Raw genomic sequence first — 17,085 nt, forward strand, 5'->3', positions numbered from 1 at the left:
CGGTGCGGGTCATCTATCAGAACGAAGTCGCGGAATGCGGCTATGCCTGCCTTGCCATGGTGTTGTCGCACCTTGGGCGGGCAACGGAAGTGCGTGAATTGTCGGCCTACAAGCCGATATCGGCCAACGGCCTTTCCTTGATGGACCTGTACGACGTCGCGGTCGATTTCGGTCTTTCCGTGGAGGCATACCGTTTCGATCCGTCCGATCTCGCGCAGGTCAAGAAAGGCTCGGTCATGCATTTCGGCGGCTCGCACTTCGTCGTCTTCGAAAAGGCAAGCCGGAGCCATGTGAGCGTGATCGATCCGGCCACCGGACGGCGCAGCGTGTCGATGGAAACGTTCCGCAGCGCCGTGTCCGGCTTCCTGCTGCAGTTCGCGCCGACGCCGGAGATGCCGCGCATCAAGGCGAAGTCACGCGTGCCGGCGGCGCTCAAGCGCGTGCGCGCGCTGAATCCGCACATTCGCGCGCAACTGGGCAAAGTGCTGTTCGTGGCGCTGGGCAGCCAGTTCGCCATTCTCGCCGCGCCTTATCTCGGCAATCTCACGCTCGATTATGTCGTTGCCGCGGACAACCGCAATCTGCTCAACGTGCTCGTGATGACCTTCGCGAGCATCTTCCTGTTGGGCGCGCTGAGCGAGTTCGTGCAGAAGTATCTGACCGAGTTGTTGTACAACCTCGTGCAGATCAACACCACCGAAGGACTCATCGGGCATCTGCTGCGCAATCCCATGTCGTGGTTCGAGAAACGGCATGTCGGCGATGTGTTCGCGCGCGTCAAGGCGCAGGACGAAGTGAGCACCTTCGCCACGCGCACATCGATTACATTTTGCGTGGATGCAGCCGTGGGCGCGCTCGCGCTCGTGCTCATGACGATCCAAAGCGGCAAGCTCACGGCGATCGCGCTCGGCGTGTTCGCCGTCTATGTGCTGCTGGCGCTCGCCATGTTTCCGGCCATGCGCGACAACCGCGCGCTGGTGATGGAAACCTCCGCGCGCTGCGACGATTCGTTGATCGAAACGGTCCGCGCGGCATCGCTGCTCAAGCTCGCGCAGGGGGAGACGCGCCGCACCGCCATCTACATGACGATCTACAAGGCCTACGCTTCCGCGCTGCTGCGGCAAGGGCGGCTGTCCTGCACGCGCGATGGTCTGCTCAAGCTAATTCAGTACGCCGATACGATCATCGTGACCTGGATGTCCGCGAAGCTCATGCTGGGCGGCGTGGTGTCGGTCGGCGTGTTCTATTCGTTCCTGATCTACAAGTCGCTGATGACGGAACGCTTCGCGAGCGTCATCAACACGACGTTCCAGTATTTCATGCTGAGCGTGCCGGTGGCGCGCGTGGACGATATCGTGGAAGCGAAGTCCGAGCGCTACACGCCCATGATCGACAGCCAGAAGGCCACCGAAGTGCGCGATTTCAAGCGTATCGAAGTGCGGGATGTGACTTTCAACTACGGCATATCGGACGAAGCCGTCCTGCGCAATCTGAGCTTCGATATCGCGAAGGGCGACAAGGTGGTGATCACCGGCCCGTCGGGCAGCGGCAAGTCCACGTTGTTCAAGCTGCTCAGCGCGGCCGAGCCGCTTCAGCAGGGGCACATGGCGCTCAACGGCATCGCGTGGCCGAATCTTGCCGTCGATGAAATCCGCCGCCACATGGCGCATATGCGGCAGGGCGACATCATTCTGCACGGTTCCATCGCGGATAACGTGTCGCTGTTTTCCGGCAATCCCGACGAGGATCGCATTCACGCGCTGCTGGCCGATGTCGGTCTGCTCGACGACATCATGCGTTTGCCCATGCGCACGCGCACTGTCATCAGCGACACCATCGCGAATATCTCGGCGGGACAGCGGCAACGGCTGCTGCTGGCGCGCGCGCTGTATCAGAACCGCGAAGTGCTGATGCTCGACGAACCCACATCGAATCTCGATCCGGTTTCCGTGCGTCATGTGGGCGAACTGCTGCGCAGGCTCGATCGCACGGTCTTGGTCATCACGCACGATATGGCGCTGGCGTCCACGTTCGATGTGCGTTATCGCTTCACCGACGGTGGTCTCGTGCGCGCGGACGATGCCGAAGCGCCGGGCGCGGAGGCTGCGGTTCATGCGTAAGCGAAGCCTTCATGTCCTCGTGCTCGCTGCCGCCGCGGCAACCGTGGCTTCCCGCGCACGCGCCGAGGATTTGCTGACGGTGGTTCAGCGCACGGTCGATTACGACGCTCAGGTCGGGCAGGCGCGCGCGGGATTCAAAGCCGCGAAGCAGGCCATTCCCATTGCGCGCGCGGGGCTGTTGCCGCAGATCGCGGGCGGCTGGGGCCGGGCGTACAACGAAATCAAGATGGAGGGCTTTCCCAAGCAGAGCTACTGGCAGAATGGCTGGACTGTGCAGGTTTCGCAGCCGCTGTTCGACTGGAGCAAGTGGGTGGCGTATCAGCAGGCCGACTATGTCGCGGCGCAAGGCACGGTGCAACTGGCCGGCGCGCAGCAGGACGCGACCCTGCGCGCCGTGCAGGTCTATTTCGATGAACTCGCCGCCGAGGACGAACTGCGCCGCGCGACCGACTATCTCGCCGCCGTCGATGTGCAACGCGAGCAAGTGCGCAAGAAACGCGCGGCGGGCGAAGCCACGTTGATCGACGAGCGTGATGTCGCGCTCGCGCACGATCAGGCGCAGATTCAGCAAATGGATGCGCAGCAGGATCTGACCATCAAACGCCGTGCAGTGCAGCTCGTGAGCGGCCAGCCGTTCGCCTCGTTGGCCACGCTCGCAGGCAGTGCGGAAGTGCCGCGCGTCGTGCCCGAGAATCCAGATGTCTGGGCCGATCAGGCGCGCGCGAGCGGCTACCATGTCCAGTCGAAGCAGCTCGACTGGGAAATCGCCAAGATGGATTCGAAGAAGGCGAGGGCGGCGCACTATCCCGTTGTTTCGGTGACGGGAAGCTATACGCCCGCGGGCGCGGCGTCCGGCTATTCGCGTCCGACCACGACCACCACCGGTATGTTGCAGGTCATGATTCCGTTATTCTCCGGCGGCGAGATTCAGGCGCGTCTCAGGCAATCGCTCGCGCTCGAAGACAAGGCGGAACAGACCTACGAAACTGCGGCGCAGAAAGCGGAAGGCGACGCGCGCCAGAACTACGCGCGTTACCTGAAAGCACGCGTGCGTGCGGGCTCGCTCAAGCAATTGGTCTCGACAGCAGACGACGCGCTGGATGCCACGCAGAAGGGTTTCAAGGTCGGCAGCCGGACGCAGGTGGACGTGCTGCGCGCCATCGACACGTTCTACTCCACGCGTCGCGATTTGCAGAGCGCGCGTTACGATGCCATCGTCGCGCTGCTGCAATTGAAGGCGGATGCGGCCTCGCTCACCATCGACGATATTGCGCAGGCCAATGCGCTGCTGGTGTCGTCGGGCAGCGCAAACACGCGCTGATCGCATCGATCATTCGCGGCTCGTCGATTTTCGGATCGCCCGCACCACGCGGGCGAGCGCCTTCAACGCATCGGCGGGCGAGTCCGCGAATTGCGCTGCGACTATGGCGCCGTCCACTGCAATGGCCAAAGCCTGCGCGTCGGCTTTCGCGGTGCGTGACGCGGGCATCAGCGCACGAATGGCAGTCGTCATATCGCGCTTGTGTCGGCGCGAAATCTCCACGGCCTGCGGCAAGGCGCCGCCCACTTCCACCACCGAATTGATGAACGCGCATCCGCGATAGCTTTCGCCGCCGAACCATTCGGCCAGCGCCGGAACGAGCGCGCTCAACGTGTTGCCATGACGGGCGAGGGCATCGCGGAACCAGTTCATCCAGTTCTCGTGCCGATATTCCAGGAACGCGACGATGAGTTCGTCCTTGCTCGGGAAATAGCGGTAAAACGTCTTCTTCGCCACGCCGGATTCCGCGATCACGCGATCGATGCCGGTCGCACGTATGCCGTCGCGGTAGAACAAATCGTGCGCGGTTTGCAAGATGCGCGCATCCGGCGATATCTGGATTTCAGGCGTATTCATTCAATCGATTGTAGACAGGTCTGTCTACTTGCGCTAGAGTCGGCCAAGGTAGACAGATCTGTCTACCAACGCCGACCATCATCAAAGTCAAAGGACGCACATGGAAACCAGACCGCCGTTGCCGCCGTTCGATGCCGAAACCGCCGCCCAGAAAGTGCGTCTCGCCGAAGATGGCTGGAACACGCGCGACCCCAAGCGCGTCGCGCTCGCCTATAGCGAAGACACGCGCTGGCGCAATCGCGCCGAGTTCGTGACGGGTCGCGCGGAAGTGGAAGCGTTCTTGCAACGCAAATGGACGCGCGAACTGGACTATCGGCTCATCAAGGAATTGTGGGCGTTCACGGGAAACCGCATTGCCGTGCGTTTCGCCTATGAATGGCACGACGACGCGGGCAACTGGTTTCGCAGCTACGGCAACGAGAACTGGGAATTCAACGAAGCCGGTTTGATGACGCACCGGCACGCGAGCATTAACGATCTGCCGATCAAGGAGGCGGACCGCAAATATCACTGGCCGCTGGGCCGCCGCCCGGACGACCATCCGGGTTTGAGCGCGCTCGGCTTCTGAGCTACGGCTACATGTCGCGGCGTCGGCGGAACGCCCACCATCCCGCGAGAAACGTGAAGGTCGCGACGATCGCCACCAGCAGCCAGAAGCCGTGGTGATTTTCCGCGAGCGGAATGCCGCCCACGTTCATGCCGAAGAAGCCCGCGACGATATTGATCGGCAACGCGAGCACAGTCACCAGCGTGAGCGTGAACAGCGTGCGGTTGCTTTGCTCGTCCATGCGCGTCGCGATTTCTTCCTGCAAAAGTTTGATGCGCTCGACAAGTCCAGCAAGATCGTTGAGCACGAGCGAAAACTCTTCGGTGGCGTCGCGCATGTCCTGAATGTCCTGCGAATGCAGCCAGCGCGGCGGCCGCGCGAGCAGACGAAACACCGACGCCGGTTCGGGCGCGAGCAGCCGTTGCAGACGCACGATCACGCGGCGCATCGCGCCTAGTTCGGAGCGGCTGGTGGGGGTGTGCATCGACAAAAAACGATCTTCGATGCCGTCCACTTCCACCGCCGTGCGCCGCACGATCTGCACGAGCAAGTCGGCCTGATCGCGCAGCAGGTGCGACAGCAACTCGGCAGGCGAGCGGAACGTTTCGCCGCGCCTGACCGACTCGCGCAGCGAGTCCACCGAACGCAGCGGCTTCATGCGCGCGGTCACCAGAATCTTCTGGTGCGTATAGACCCACAAGGTTGCGATTTCCGAGGGCGTCAGCTCGAAGTTGAACATCACGTCGTTGATGACGGCAAACAGCGCGCCTTCCTGATGCTCGATGCGCGTGGAATGCGAGCCTTCGTGCAGCGTGTCGAAGAAGGCATCGGGCAGGCCGAGCCGCGCACGCATCCAGCGTTCGCAGGCGCTGTTGGCCAGATCGAAGTGCAGCCAGACGAATTCCTTCGCCGTGTCGTCGCGCGCGAGCCAGGCGCTCGCGGCATCGGAATCGATCGGTTCGCCGGGCTGATCGACACGGAACAGGAAGCCGCAGACGAGACCGGTAAAGTCGGAGCCGTAGGGCGCTTTTTGCAAAGTGACAGGATTCATGCGGGCTTTGGATTCGTTTTTGGCGGCGGCGATTCCGTCATTTTGTCCCGGATGGGCCGACCAATGTAAGCCTGCGCGCGTGTTAAAAGCGAAACGAAAGCGAGCATCGCTGTCATATTGTCGGCGTATCATGACTCGACGCAAGCCGGTCGCCGCGTCGTAAAAGCCAAGGGGAGAACGCAGTGGACGAGCAGGAAGACATCGACGGCACGACACTCACCACCGCCGCAGGTCTGATGCGGCTGGCGTCGGTCATGGCCGGCATGGTGCGCGAAGGCGCGCTGGACACGCGCTTCGGCGCGAAGCTGCTCAAGCGGCTCGACAAGGAAGCGAAGCGCGTGGCCGAACATGGCCGCATCGCGTTGAGCGAGGATGAGCAGGACGCGCTCGTCCACGCCATCGGCGAACTCGATATCGCCGTGCGGCAGGGCGGCGCGGCTTTGCTGGTGGAAGCGAACGCGCGCCTGCGCGATACCGAGGAAGCACCAGTCAAGCGTCGGAAGGCGAAGAAGGAAACCGAGGGCTGAACGTATCGACAAAACTTCGGCGGGCGCGAAACGTGCTGGCTCGGTCTTGAATGAACCCGTCCACGTCTTTCTCCCGAATATGAATTTCGATTGCACGCTGTGGACGAACCGCAGTGTCTATGTCGATCAGCAACAATGGCGAATTCTCGTCGTCGACGACAACGCCTATAGCGCCGAAGCACTCGCGGCGGCGCTCACCGCCGATGGTTTCGATGCTCGTGTCGCGCTGTCCGGTGTGGACGCGCTGCATGCGGTCGATCATTGGAGCCCGCACATCGTCATTCTCGATATCAGCATGCCGGAGCATGACGGCTTCGCGACGGCGCGTGTGTTGCGGCGAATCGCCCATACGCGCGATGCGGGGATCATCGCGTTTACGGCGCTCGAAGAAGCGTTCGTGCGCACGCGAGGACTGACTGCCGGTTTCGATGGCTACTGCCAGAAGGGCAATCCGCCCGCCGCGCTCGTCTGCCTGATCGGGCATCTCGTGCAGACGCACTGAGAAAACCACCCAAAACGTACGCGCGTGCCATAAATAATTGTTCTGCCCCCGCAGAACGACCGTTCGCGTCGTGTTGCATCGCAAAACGCGCAATCCCCTGTCAGATAAGGCTTTTCACTAAAACGCCCGATCGTGCGGCCAGCTATTGTTGGCAGACAGCGAAAAGTGAATTGAAATATATCGAGATAAAAGAATGATAGTAGGGGTATACACTGCATTTCATCGACGTAGCAGCCAGATTTCTCGCAACGACCGCTGCGGCGCTTCCTGATTGAACGTCAACCGTCTTTGGAGCACACCATGAAACGCAACCTTATCGCTACCCTGTTGATCGCCGCTTCCGCCACGCTCGCCGCTCCCGCTTTCGCCAGCGGCTACGGTCCGGCTCCGTTCTACCGTCCGGCTGTCGGCTCGCCGACGTCGCAACAAGGCCCGAGCGCGCAAGCCATCGCCGCTGAAGAACACGCCAACGGCACGGATGCGCAATCCTACGGCGGCTCGCGTGACACGCTGGCCAAGTCGGGCAACCGCGCTCAAGGCGACAACAACTCGCAATCGGTCTTCTTCGGCCAGTAAGTCTTCAAGCGAAGTAGATCTGCGAATCTGCAATACCCCGCAGTAAAAACCGGCGCCCGGCGAAACGAACTCACAAGGTTCGTTTCGACCGGGCGCCGGGCGTTTAAGGCTTCCGATTACGCCGCGCGGCTTATAGCGCTGCGCATCACACTAGCGAGTTCTGAAGGCTCGAACTTCGACACATACGCATTCGCGCCGACCTTGCGCACATGCTGCTCGTTGGCCGCGCCCGACAGCGACGAGTGGATCACCACCGGAATGTGCTGCAACTTGGCATCCGACTTGATGCGTCGCGTGAGCGTGAAGCCATCCATCTCCGGCATTTCAAGGTCCGTCAACACCAGCGCGATGTGATCCGCCACTTCCGTGCCGTCTTTCTTCGCTTTCTCACGCACGCTTTCCAGCACGTTCCACGCTTCCAGACCGGTCTTGGTCATGACGAAGGGCACGCCCATCGCGGTCAGGCTTTGCTCGATCAGCGCCCGCGCGATGCCCGAATCGTCCGCCGCCAGCACGCGCGCGCCCGGCTTGATGACGAGCCGCCCGGTATTCGCCTCGGTGATGTCGCTCGCCTGACCCGGCAGCACTTCCCGCACGATGCGCTCGACATCGAGCACTTGCGCGAGCCGCGAACCATCCACATTGCCGTCGATGCGCGCGAAACTCGTCACCGTGCGTCCGCCCGAATGCGATTCCGCCGACAACACCTGATTCCATTCGAGCCGCACGATATCGTCCACTTCCTCGACGGCGAAACCTTGCGTCGTGCGCGCGAACTCGGTCACGAGCAAAATCTTCGGACCGTTCTTCGGCTTGCAACCGGCCACGCGCGCGAGATCGATCACCGGAATGATCTGACCGCGAATATCCGCGACGCCGAGAATCTCCGGGTTCGATCCGGCCACCGACGTGATGGCGGGCATCGCAAGAATCTCGCGCACCTTGAATACGTTGATGCCGAACAGCGTGCCGCCGGCCGCATCGCCGCTCATGGTTGCTTGCGGGAATGCGTCGGAGGGTTCGCCCAGCCTAAACAACAGCAACTCGAACATATTGCTGCCTGCGAGCCGTACACGTTGCTCGATATCTTGTTGTGAACTGCTCACGTTTCTCGTCTCCCTGCGTTCATAGGCGCGATGCGCGCCAGATGTATGTTTAGCGGCAAGGAATGAGCAAACTGAAGTCGTCGATCGTTTCGCCTCGCCTATACTTTTTTTGGGAATGGTCGGGTTAATGCCGATGAAGGCGTTGCCCGCAAAGCCTTACGCTCAATGGCGGGCGGCGCGAATGCGCACCCGCGTGATTCGAATCTTCGAGCAGCAGCAACGTTCCCGCACACAAGAAGGCGCACGCCCGCGAGGCCGGTGGGTGGCGCGAAGCCAGACGGAGGCGTTCGATGTCAACAGTCGCACAGCTTTTGAGCAAGAAACCCGATCAGGCGGTCATCACCATCGCCGCGAATGCGTCGGTGTACGACGCGATCAAGACGATGGCCGACAAGCAAATCGGCGCGGTGATCGTCACGGACGGCGAGGAGATCGTCGGCATCGTGACGGAGCGCGATTACGCGCGCAAGGTCGTGCTGATGGACCGTTCGTCGAAGGAAACGCCGGTGCGCGACATCATGACCTCGCACGTGCGCTACGTGCGCCTCGATCAGACCACCGACGACTGCATGGCGCTGATGACGGAAAAGCGCATGCGCCATCTTCCGGTGATCGATGGCGGCAAGCTCGTCGGCATGATCTCGATCGGCGACCTGGTGAAGAACATCATCTCCGAGCAGCAGTTCACCATTCAGCAACTCGAATACTACATTCGCGGCGAGCACACCTAAGCTGCATAACCGCGCGGCGGGCGTCAACCTTTTGTAAGCAAATCGTTATACTTCGGCAGAGGCTCGCCGAAGTCGCCGCGCGTGTGAGAAAGCGGCGGCAAGCGGCGGGCGCGTTCATGCAACGAAGCCCGCGAGGAGCGCTTGCCGATGACCCCAACCGCGACACCCGCCGCGCGCGTCGAACCGACCGGCCGCGCGATTTCCGCCGATGCGCCGTTCTTTATCGTGATGAATGCCGGATCGGGCCGCAAGCAAGCCGACGACACGCGCGCCGCGCTCGAACGCGAACTCGGCGCGGCGGGGCGGCGTTTCGAACTGCATATAGTCGATGATCCGCGCAAACTGGCCGCCACGGCTCAATCGGCGGCCGAAGCCGCGCGCAAGCAGAACGGCGTGCTCGTCGGCGCGGGCGGCGACGGCACGCTTTGTCTCGTCGCGCAGGCGGCCTACGCGGCAGGCTGTCCGTTCGCCGTGTTGCCGCGCGGCACCTTCAATTACTTCAGCCGCGATCACGGCATCCCCGCCGATCTCGATCTTTCGACGAAACTGCTGATCGAAGCGCGCGCGTATCCGGTGCAGGTCGGCTTCGTCAACGGACACATGTTTCTGGTCAATGCAAGTCTCGGTCTGTATCCAAAACTGCTGGAAGACCGCGAAACGTACAAACAGCAGTTCGGCCGCAGCCGGCTCGTCGCGCTCGGTTCGGCGTTGCTGACGTTGCTCAAACCGCACCGGCATTTGCGTCTGCATATCGAGCACGAAGGCCAGACCCACGACATCCGCTCGACCACGCTGTTCGTCGGCAACAATCGTCTGCAGATGGAGCAAGTCGGCATGCCCGACGAAGCGCGCGCCTTGGAACACGGCTTGCTCGTCGCGCTTGCACCGCGCCCGGTCGGACGGCTCATGCATCTGTGGCTGTCGCTGCATGGCGCGGCGGGGCGTCTGTCCGATTCGGATCACGTGGTGAGTTTCACGTTCGACCGCATCACGGTGACGCATCCGTCGAAGAAGCGCCGCCGCGTGAAGATCGCGACCGACGGCGAAGTGACGCGCCTCGCCATGCCGCTCGAATTCCGCGTTTCCGACCAGCCGTTGATGTTGCTCAAGCCCGAGCCGGCGATCGCCGAAGCCAACCGCTCATGACCTTGCTGTTGCAGATTTCCGATCCGCATTTCGGCACCGAACGGCCGATCGTCGTCGCGGCGCTATTGCGTCTGATCGATGCCTTGCCGCCCGATCTCGTCATCGTGTCCGGCGATGTCACGCAGCGCGCGCGACGCAGCCAGTTCCGCGCGGCGCGGGCTTTCTTCGACACGCTCGGCGCCATTCCGATGCTCGTCGTGCCCGGCAATCACGATATTCCGTTGCTCGATCCGTTCGCGCGGCTCGTGCGTCCGTATGCGAATCATCAGCGCGCGTTCGGCGCGGAACTCGAACCATCATTCGAATCCGACGATATGCTCGTGCTCGGCGTCAACACCACGCGTCCATGGCGGCATACCGACGGCGAAGTATCGATGCCGCAAATCAAGCGCGTGTCGGCGCGTCTTGAAGCGGCGCGCGAGCGGCAACTGCGCGTGGTGGTCACGCATCAGCCGGTGGCGGTCACGCGCGTGCAGGACGAAAAGAACCTGCTGCGCGGACACGAGCGCGCGGTGCCGCGCTGGGCGCGCGCGGGCGCGGATTTGATCGTGGGCGGGCATATTCATTTGCCGTATGTGCTGCCATTGCACGATACCGTGGGCAATCTGCCGCGCCGCGTGTGGGCGGTGCAGGCGGGCACGGCGCTGTCGCATCGGGTGCGGGGGAGCATCGATAATTCGGTGAACGTGATTCGCTACGCAAGCGATGCGAACGAGCGAAGCGTCACCGTCGAACGTTGGGATTACTCGGCATCGAGCGAGCGTTTCGAGCAGATCGCGCGGCACGATCTCATGCTGGACGGCGCATTGCGCCCGGATGCCGTCACGTCCGCCGGATGACGAGTTCCGCGAAACCGGTCGCGGCATCGTGCTCGCGCGTGTAGCGTTCGCCGGGAAGATCGGCGGCCAGCACTTCGACGGTCGTGCGCACGATGCAGCCCGCCACGACATGACCGCCGGAAACGTGGCCGTCGGCATCGGAAATGCTCATGTGCAAGTGCGGCCCGTTCGCCGACAGCGATCCGGCCAGCGTAAGAATCTCGAAGTCGCCGCGCAGTTCGGTGGCATCGTTGCGTCCGGCATGGCGCAGCCGCGCGACGCTCAGGCTGCCGATGGCCTGAATCACGAACGCCGCGCCCAGGCCACGCGTTTGGAAGACGTGATCGAGCGCGGCGCGCAGATCGTCGCCGGGATTGAGCCGAAGGGAGAACACGTTCATTGTTTAGCCACCCGAAGCTGAAATGGAAACCGCAGCGCATGCCTGCCAATGATGGCATGATGAGCGCGCCCGAATCGGACCTGACTGTTCTGGAGACACCATGAGTTTCGAACTGACGATGCTCGCCTGGACGCTCGTTCTCGCGCTGATTCAAATCCTGCTGCCCGCGTTCGTGCGCAACCGCGAAGTCGGCCTGCGCTATCAGGCCGGTCCCCGCGATGCCGCGCCGAAGCCGCCCGGCAAGCTCTCGGGCCGACTCATGCGCGCGCAGTCCAATCTTTTCGAGACCTTGCCGATCTTTGCCATCGCCGTGCTGGTCGTGCACGTGGCAGGGCGCGAGAACGCGCTCACGCATTACGGCGCGCTGGCCTATTTCATCGCACGCCTGATTTATGTGCCGATCTACGCGCTCGGCGTGCCGTTTCTGCGCTCGCTCATCTGGCTGGTGTCGATCGTGGCGATCGTGCAGATTCTGGTGCCGATCATCTGACTGAATTTTCAAGGAGCGGATATGACTGCCGAGCCGTCCACCATCGAAATCGAAACCGCGCCGAACCCGGAGTTCGCCGTGATCCTCATGCACGGTCTGGGCGCGGATGCCAACGACTTCGTGCCGCTCGTCCCCGAACTGCGTCTCGCCGATGCCCCCGCCATGCGCTTCATCTTCCCGAACGCGCCGGAAATGCCCGTGACCGCCAACAACGGTCATGTGATGCGCGCGTGGTACGACATTCTGTCGTTCGAGGGCATCAACCGGCGGGTGGACGAGGCGGGCATCGAGGCATCGTGCGCGCACGTGCGGGAACTGATCGTGCAGCAGAACGCGCGCGGCATTCCGAGCGAGCGTATTTTCATCGCGGGGTTTTCGCAGGGCGGCGCGATGACGTATAGCGCGGGGCTGACGCATCCCGAACGGCTGGCGGGGCTGATCGTGCTGTCTGGCTATATCCCGGCGAAAGGTTTGATCGATGCATCGTTGAGCGAGGCCAACCGCGCCACGCCCATCTTCGCCGCGCACGGCACCTTCGACGATGTGCTCAACGTGCGGCTCGGCGAAGAAGCGGCGGAGTTCGCGCGCGAGTTGGGCAATCCGGTGGAATGGAACACGTATCCCATGCCGCATTCCGTCTGCATGGAGGAAGTCGAGGCCTTGCGCGAATGGCTCGCGGCGCGGCTCAGGGCTTGAATCAGAAGCGGTGCTCGGTGATCGTGCGGGCAAAGAGATCGAGCACCGCATCCGCATTCACGCCGATGCAGACGTCGCAAGCCGGACGCGTGTCCCAGTCGGGCGCGGCGGGTTGCATCGACAGTGGCTTTTGCACGGTCATGGCCGCCGCGATGCCCTCCGTCAGCACGCGCACCGGACCTTTGCGCGTGGTGTAGCACTCGCGCGCGACGACATACGCCGCTGCCGAATAGTCGTGCGCATAGATGCCGTTTGACACGCCTTCGTGCTCATGAAAGCGTTCGTAGAAGCGCGAGACTTCCCAGACGAAACGGCCTGCATCGCCCGCCCGGTCTTTCAAGGACGCCAGAAACGCGTTCGTCATGATGGTTTCGTGCGTGACGTCCAGACCCACGATCGACACGTTCCACGACGCGCCGAACACGATATCGGCGGCGTGCGGATCGCCGTGCATGTTGGCTTCGGCGGCGGGCGTGACGTTGCCGAGCGCGCCGTTGAAACCGAACGCGCCGCCCATCACCACGACTTCGCGCACGAGCCGAGCGATGCCCGGATCATCGGCGAGCGCGAGCGCGAGATTGGTCATCGGACCGACGGCGAGCAAGGTGACTTCGCCGGGATGCTCCCGCACCGTATCGATGATGAACCGATGCGCGGCCCGACCATCCTCCGGCGTTTCGACATGCTTCGGGCGCGCGACATTGCCGAGCGCGTCATCGCCATGAATGTGGGGAATGGGCGCGGGCGCGGGCCATTGCAACGGCTTTGAAGCACCACGCGCGACCGGCGTGCCCGGCGCGAAACGCGAGACCAGATAGCGTGCGTTGCGCGTGGTCGTGTCGATGTCGGCATTGCCGAACACGCTCGTGATGCCGAGCAGTTCGATATCCGGATGCCGCGCCTGAAACACCAGCGCGATGGCGTCGTCGATGCCGGGATCGGTGTCGTAGATGATCTTGTGTCGGGGCATGGATCGGGCCGCTTTTGTTTGTATTCAGCAATGAAGCTTATCGATGTCGGCTTTCCAGCTTTTAAGCGGTGCGGATAATCGAATCGCCCGCAATTTACCCGAATTCGATCCGCGCGGGAACGCGATTCAAACCAGCGTCCCCATTTCTTCCTTGGCGATCAGCGATAACATGCCCCGGCGCAATTCCGCCGGGCTGACGGGTTTGCTCAGCACATCCTGATCGCACGCCAGCGGCACGATGGTCGCGGCAGGTTCGCCCGTCACGACGAGGAACGGGCAGGGCCGCCCGAGCTTCGCGGCGCTTGCCATCGCGACTTCGCGCGCGGTCTTGAAGTCGCGCAGCCGGTAGTCGGAGATGACGAGATCGGGGAAGCGTTCGAGCCCGGCCAGCACATCCTCGAACTCCTCGAAGGTCGCGGCGGAGTCGTACAGCACGCCCCATTGCGACAGGAGCGCCTCCGTCGATGCGCGCACCAGACCATCGTCCTCCACCAGCAGCACGTAAAGCCCGTTGAGTTGCGCGGTCTCGTCCGCTTCGGAGCGGGCGGGCGCGCGCCCGGAAGGCGTGTCGGTCGTGGCGGGCGTGCACATCGGCATTTCCAGCGAAAAACGCGAGCCGCGCCCTTCGGTCGATTTCAGTTCGATGCGGTGCTGATCCAGCATCGACACCACCGCATTGACGATCGACAAGCCCAGCCCCAGCCCCTTGTCGCGATCCTGCTCGGGGTTATCGACCTGAAAGAATGGCTGGAAAATCGCCTCGAAATAATCGGCCGGAATGCCGATGCCGTTATCCAGCACGTCGATGCGCGCGCGCGTCGGCGAGCGCACCACGCCGACGATCACCGTGGGCGTCGTGCTCTTGGTCTGATCCGCGTACTTGATGCCGTTCGACACCAGATTCGCGACCGCCCGGCCCAGCCAGTGCGCATCGCTGCGCACGCAGACGACTTCTTCCTTCGGCAGCCGCACGCGCAACTCCACGCCCCGGCTCATGGCGAACGGATGCAACTGCGCGACGGCTTCCTCGACCATCTGCCGCACGTCGAACACGTGATAGCGCGGCACCACGCGGCCCGATTCCAGCCGCGACAGATCGAGCACCGCGTTGAGCAGCCGCGCGAGGATCACCGAGGAACGCCCGCATTCGTTGATGAGCCGCTCCGCCTGCGCGAACTCGCCGTTGTGGATGGCTTCGGCGGCGGCTTGCAGGAACAGGTTGAGCGCGTGCATCGGCTGGCGCAGATCGTGGGTCGCGGCGGCGAGGAAGTTGGATTTCTCGCGGCTGGCGGTTTGCGCGGCGATCATCTGCTGCTCGCGCAACGCGAGCAGCGCGTTCGTCTTGTTCTCCTGATCTTTCTTCGACAGTTCCAGTTCGTAATTCTTGCGTTCGAGCGAGCCGTTGGCCCCGCGCAGTTCGTCGTTGAGCGATTCCAGCGCCCGCTCCGACACGAAGCGCTCGCGCGACACGCGTTCGCCGTGGACGCAGACGCCGTGACCCACCACGATCACGTTGAACATATAGAACATCCCGGCGAAGAAATCCTCCGAATGCAGCAAATGCCCGATGAGTTGCAGCGCGACGACCGACCCCATCGTGATGATGCCCACCGTCAGCACGATGCGCGAACGCAGGTAGAAGAAGCTGAACTGCACGAACAGCGCGAGACACAAACCGGTGAAGTGCTGCGTGTAGTTGTACGGCGCGGGCGTGATCGCGAACAGCGCCAGAATCAGGCACAGCAGCCCGTAGATGCCGACCAGAATGACCTGCTGCGCCATCACATGCGAGCGAAACGACGGCTTGAGCACCAGATACGCGCTGATGATGAGCAGGACGAAACCGACGAAGCGGATGGCCAGCACATCGGCGAGATGCGCCTTGAGCGCCGGATTCGTGCGCGCGAAGCTGAAATCCCACCACAGGAAGCAGGTCCACAAAACGAGCGCCAGCAGCGTCGATGCACGCCGGAAGGCGCAGAAACGCGCGGCGTGATCTTCGAGAAACACCGCTTCCATCGCGGGATCGGCGAACGGCTTCGGAATTGACAGGTTGCGCACGAAGCTCAGGCCCGCCTCGCGCGCGGCAGTTGAAATCGCTCCGGGAGTGCGCACGCTGGCGGCGCGTTGCGGTACGGCCATCTGAATGCTCGCTGTGAAGAAACGCGGTTTCGATCGGTCGGGCTTTCTACTTTAGGTGACGGCGGTCATACAAATACGCCTTTTGTTAGCCTCGAAACGAAAAAGCGATCATATCGGAACATTATGTAACAACGAAGCAGGTGGTTAGCATGATTTGCAATGCACAAGAAAGCGCGGGGTAAAATCCCGCGCTCTCAACGCCACCCTTTCTCGCTCAGGGCTTCGAATCATCACGCAATGTCCAATATAAAAGCTCCTACACGCGTGGATTTGCGCGACATCACAATCTGCGCCGTCGATTCGCTCAATCCCGAACTCGCCGCACGCGCCATCGATCGGTCCTGTGAATACTGCGATTTCGGCGATGCCATTCTCTTCACGCACGCGCCGGTGCGCACGCGGGCGCGGATCGTCGAGACACACGGAATCGAATCGAGAGCGGATTACAACACCTTCATTTACCGGAACGCGATCGCGCATATCCACACGCCTTTCGTGCTGGTCGTTCAATGGGATGGTTTCGTCGTCAATCCGGGTGCCTGGCAATCCGTTTTTCGCGAATACGACTATATCGGGGCGCGCTGGCCTAATTTGCCGGATGGAGAGTCGGTCGGGAACGGGGGATTTTCGCTGCGTTCGGCCAGACTCATGCGGGTGTTGGCAAGCGGGGAATATCCGGTAACGGACGTGCCGGAGGACGTGCTGATTGGACGGACATACCGCCGGGCGCTCGAAAGCGAGCACGGCATCCGGTTTGCCCCCGAGCCGGTGGCGGATCGTTTCTCCTACGAAGCTGCAATCGATCCGGGCGTGACTTTCGGCTTTCACGGCGCGCACAATCTGTTTCGCTATCTCAACCCTCAGCAAATGGGCGAGTTTGTGCAATTCGCCCATTCCCGGACGATGGCGTCATCGCACATTGCCGGACTACTGGGAAACTGTTTTTTCGCCGGTCAGGATTGGGCGTTGAAACTGCTTTACACCCGGCTGCGCGATGAAGGCGTACTTGATCGGGTACTTCTGACGCTGAACGAAGCGGGCATGAACGCGCAGAACATCGAGGCGTGCATGAGGCGATGCGAAATGCTGGTGTCGCCCGTGACGGCCCTCTGACAGACCCGTAGGCGAACGGCGAGCACCGAGTCGCTCGCCGTATCGAACAATCGAAAACTCAGGCCTTGGGCTTGGCCTTGGTGGTGCGCTTGGCGACCTGCATTTCCTTCGCGCCGGCGGCCTTGGGCGGCGAGGCCTTGGTGCCGGCCGTTTTCTTGCGGCTCGACATTTCCGTTTCGGCGGGCTGGCTCGCTTGCGCTTTGCGTGGGGACGGCATGGTGACCTCCTGGATAGGCGTGTCGAAGCGACACAC

At 62.4% G+C, this 17,085-nt stretch carries 19 protein-coding genes; 12 read left to right on the forward strand and 7 right to left on the reverse strand.

All coding sequences use genetic code 11. The features are described from left to right. Positions 1–2 precede the first annotated feature (2 nt). Together ACZCWR_RS18395 and ACZCWR_RS18400 are read left to right on the forward strand one after the other, a co-directional pair. Positions 3–2,120 (forward strand): peptidase domain-containing ABC transporter, encoded by a 2,118-nt coding sequence (locus ACZCWR_RS18395; RefSeq protein ID WP_487304416.1) that lies wholly within the window; start codon positions 3–5, stop codon positions 2,118–2,120. Further along, entirely contained in the window at positions 2,113–3,441 is a 1,329-nt protein-coding gene (locus ACZCWR_RS18400; RefSeq protein WP_487304417.1) for a TolC family outer membrane protein, read from the forward strand. Before ACZCWR_RS18395 ends, ACZCWR_RS18400 begins: the two co-directional genes overlap by 8 nt. 9 nt (positions 3,442–3,450) lie before the next feature. On the opposite strand, the gene ACZCWR_RS18405 is transcribed toward ACZCWR_RS18400, so the two are convergent. Then, the gene (locus tag ACZCWR_RS18405) at positions 3,451–4,017 is read right to left on the reverse strand and encodes a TetR/AcrR family transcriptional regulator (RefSeq protein WP_487304418.1); all 567 of its coding nucleotides are present in this window, start codon (positions 4,015–4,017) and stop codon (positions 3,451–3,453) included. 100 nt (positions 4,018–4,117) lie between these two features. Here ACZCWR_RS18405 and ACZCWR_RS18410 point away from each other — a divergent pair, with 100 nt between their 5' ends. Beyond that, positions 4,118–4,585 (forward strand): nuclear transport factor 2 family protein, encoded by a 468-nt coding sequence (locus ACZCWR_RS18410; RefSeq protein WP_487304419.1) that lies wholly within the window; start codon positions 4,118–4,120, stop codon positions 4,583–4,585. A gap of 7 nt (positions 4,586–4,592) precedes the next feature. Here ACZCWR_RS18410 and ACZCWR_RS18415 read toward each other — a convergent pair whose 3' ends face one another. Beyond that, positions 4,593–5,615 carry a transporter gene (locus tag ACZCWR_RS18415; RefSeq protein WP_487304420.1) on the reverse strand — a complete coding sequence of 341 codons (1,023 nt, stop codon included), beginning with the start codon at positions 5,613–5,615 and terminating at the stop codon, positions 4,593–4,595. Between the two features lie 182 nt (positions 5,616–5,797). Between ACZCWR_RS18415 and ACZCWR_RS18420 the strand changes: the two genes are divergently transcribed. The 3 genes from ACZCWR_RS18420 (at position 5,798) to ACZCWR_RS18430 (ending at position 7,220) form a co-directional block, all read left to right on the forward strand. Continuing rightward, positions 5,798–6,142, forward strand: a complete 345-nt coding sequence (locus ACZCWR_RS18420) for a hypothetical protein (protein ID WP_487304421.1) — start codon at positions 5,798–5,800, stop codon at positions 6,140–6,142. Between the two features lie 79 nt (positions 6,143–6,221). Next, positions 6,222–6,644, forward strand: a complete 423-nt coding sequence (locus ACZCWR_RS18425) for a response regulator (RefSeq protein ID WP_487304741.1) — start codon at positions 6,222–6,224, stop codon at positions 6,642–6,644. A gap of 300 nt (positions 6,645–6,944) precedes the next feature. Beyond that, positions 6,945–7,220, forward strand: coding sequence for a hypothetical protein (locus ACZCWR_RS18430; protein ID WP_487304422.1), 276 nt, complete (start codon positions 6,945–6,947; stop codon positions 7,218–7,220). Between the two features lie 116 nt (positions 7,221–7,336). On the opposite strand, the gene ACZCWR_RS18435 is transcribed toward ACZCWR_RS18430, so the two are convergent. After that, entirely contained in the window at positions 7,337–8,326 is a 990-nt protein-coding gene (locus tag ACZCWR_RS18435) for a chemotaxis protein (RefSeq protein WP_487304423.1), read from the reverse strand. A 290-nt stretch (positions 8,327–8,616) separates the two neighbouring features. On the opposite strand from ACZCWR_RS18435, the gene ACZCWR_RS18440 reads away from it, so the two are divergent. The 3 genes from ACZCWR_RS18440 to ACZCWR_RS18450 all read left to right on the forward strand — a co-directional run bounded on the left by ACZCWR_RS18440 (position 8,617) and on the right by ACZCWR_RS18450 (position 11,042). After that, positions 8,617–9,057: a CBS domain-containing protein gene (locus tag ACZCWR_RS18440; protein WP_487304424.1), complete on the forward strand. Its 441-nt coding sequence runs from the start codon at positions 8,617–8,619 to the stop codon at positions 9,055–9,057. A gap of 147 nt (positions 9,058–9,204) precedes the next feature. Continuing rightward, positions 9,205–10,203: a diacylglycerol/lipid kinase family protein gene (locus ACZCWR_RS18445; RefSeq protein WP_487304425.1), complete on the forward strand. Its 999-nt coding sequence runs from the start codon at positions 9,205–9,207 to the stop codon at positions 10,201–10,203. Beyond that, positions 10,200–11,042: a metallophosphoesterase family protein gene (locus ACZCWR_RS18450; RefSeq protein ID WP_487304426.1), complete on the forward strand. Its 843-nt coding sequence runs from the start codon at positions 10,200–10,202 to the stop codon at positions 11,040–11,042. Before ACZCWR_RS18445 ends, ACZCWR_RS18450 begins: the two co-directional genes overlap by 4 nt. Here ACZCWR_RS18450 and ACZCWR_RS18455 read toward each other — a convergent pair. Continuing rightward, a complete protein-coding gene (locus ACZCWR_RS18455; protein ID WP_487304427.1) occupies positions 11,026–11,421 on the reverse strand; it encodes a PPC domain-containing DNA-binding protein in 396 nt (131 codons plus the stop codon). The two genes, ACZCWR_RS18450 and ACZCWR_RS18455, sit on opposite strands and share 17 nt — an antisense overlap. A gap of 100 nt (positions 11,422–11,521) precedes the next feature. Here ACZCWR_RS18455 and ACZCWR_RS18460 point away from each other — a divergent pair, with 100 nt between their 5' ends. Together ACZCWR_RS18460 and ACZCWR_RS18465 are read left to right on the forward strand one after the other, a co-directional pair. Continuing rightward, positions 11,522–11,911, forward strand: coding sequence for an MAPEG family protein (locus ACZCWR_RS18460; RefSeq protein ID WP_487304428.1), 390 nt, complete (start codon positions 11,522–11,524; stop codon positions 11,909–11,911). Between the two features lie 21 nt (positions 11,912–11,932). Beyond that, complete coding sequence (locus ACZCWR_RS18465) at positions 11,933–12,607, forward strand: alpha/beta hydrolase (RefSeq protein WP_487304429.1); 675 nt, start codon at positions 11,933–11,935, stop codon at positions 12,605–12,607. Position 12,608: 1 nt separating this feature from the next. Here the strand turns inward: ACZCWR_RS18465 and ACZCWR_RS18470 are convergent, their stop codons facing one another. Both ACZCWR_RS18470 and ACZCWR_RS18475 read right to left on the reverse strand, forming a co-directional pair. Continuing rightward, positions 12,609–13,577, reverse strand: a complete 969-nt coding sequence (locus ACZCWR_RS18470; protein ID WP_487304430.1) for a nucleoside hydrolase — start codon at positions 13,575–13,577, stop codon at positions 12,609–12,611. 126 nt (positions 13,578–13,703) lie between these two features. Beyond that, positions 13,704–15,719, reverse strand: a complete 2,016-nt coding sequence (locus ACZCWR_RS18475) for a hybrid sensor histidine kinase/response regulator (protein WP_487304431.1) — start codon at positions 15,717–15,719, stop codon at positions 13,704–13,706. Positions 15,720–15,983: 264 nt separating this feature from the next. On the opposite strand from ACZCWR_RS18475, the gene ACZCWR_RS18480 reads away from it, so the two are divergent. Continuing rightward, positions 15,984–16,832 carry a DUF5672 family protein gene (locus ACZCWR_RS18480; protein WP_488876495.1) on the forward strand — a complete coding sequence of 283 codons (849 nt, stop codon included), beginning with the start codon at positions 15,984–15,986 and terminating at the stop codon, positions 16,830–16,832. 58 nt (positions 16,833–16,890) lie between these two features. Here ACZCWR_RS18480 and ACZCWR_RS18485 read toward each other — a convergent pair whose 3' ends face one another. Beyond that, positions 16,891–17,049, reverse strand: a complete 159-nt coding sequence (locus ACZCWR_RS18485) for a hypothetical protein (protein ID WP_487304433.1) — start codon at positions 17,047–17,049, stop codon at positions 16,891–16,893. Between the last annotated feature and the right edge of the window lie 36 nt (positions 17,050–17,085).

The organism is Caballeronia sp. A2-2 (genome assembly GCF_057612605.2).

What these genes read in the sequence shown, in the direction of transcription:
- ACZCWR_RS18430 (WP_487304422.1), top strand. Translation starts at nt 6,945, where the DNA reads ATGAAACGCAACCTTATCGCTACCCTGTTGATCGCCGCTTCCGCCACG.
- ACZCWR_RS18415 (WP_487304420.1), bottom strand. Translation starts at nt 5,615, where the DNA reads ATGAATCCTGTCACTTTGCAAAAAGCGCCCTACGGCTCCGACTTTACC.
- ACZCWR_RS18445 (WP_487304425.1), top strand. Translation starts at nt 9,205, where the DNA reads ATGACCCCAACCGCGACACCCGCCGCGCGCGTCGAACCGACCGGCCGC.
- ACZCWR_RS18465 (WP_487304429.1), top strand. Translation starts at nt 11,933, where the DNA reads ATGACTGCCGAGCCGTCCACCATCGAAATCGAAACCGCGCCGAACCCG.
- ACZCWR_RS18475 (WP_487304431.1), bottom strand. Translation starts at nt 15,719, where the DNA reads ATGGCCGTACCGCAACGCGCCGCCAGCGTGCGCACTCCCGGAGCGATT.
- ACZCWR_RS18405 (WP_487304418.1), bottom strand. Translation starts at nt 4,017, where the DNA reads ATGAATACGCCTGAAATCCAGATATCGCCGGATGCGCGCATCTTGCAA.
- ACZCWR_RS18440 (WP_487304424.1), top strand. Translation starts at nt 8,617, where the DNA reads ATGTCAACAGTCGCACAGCTTTTGAGCAAGAAACCCGATCAGGCGGTC.
- ACZCWR_RS18450 (WP_487304426.1), top strand. Translation starts at nt 10,200, where the DNA reads ATGACCTTGCTGTTGCAGATTTCCGATCCGCATTTCGGCACCGAACGG.
- ACZCWR_RS18410 (WP_487304419.1), top strand. Translation starts at nt 4,118, where the DNA reads ATGGAAACCAGACCGCCGTTGCCGCCGTTCGATGCCGAAACCGCCGCC.
- ACZCWR_RS18460 (WP_487304428.1), top strand. Translation starts at nt 11,522, where the DNA reads ATGAGTTTCGAACTGACGATGCTCGCCTGGACGCTCGTTCTCGCGCTG.
- ACZCWR_RS18485 (WP_487304433.1), bottom strand. Translation starts at nt 17,049, where the DNA reads ATGCCGTCCCCACGCAAAGCGCAAGCGAGCCAGCCCGCCGAAACGGAA.
- ACZCWR_RS18425 (WP_487304741.1), top strand. Translation starts at nt 6,222, where the DNA reads ATGAATTTCGATTGCACGCTGTGGACGAACCGCAGTGTCTATGTCGAT.
- ACZCWR_RS18470 (WP_487304430.1), bottom strand. Translation starts at nt 13,577, where the DNA reads ATGCCCCGACACAAGATCATCTACGACACCGATCCCGGCATCGACGAC.
- ACZCWR_RS18400 (WP_487304417.1), top strand. Translation starts at nt 2,113, where the DNA reads ATGCGTAAGCGAAGCCTTCATGTCCTCGTGCTCGCTGCCGCCGCGGCA.
- ACZCWR_RS18455 (WP_487304427.1), bottom strand. Translation starts at nt 11,421, where the DNA reads ATGAACGTGTTCTCCCTTCGGCTCAATCCCGGCGACGATCTGCGCGCC.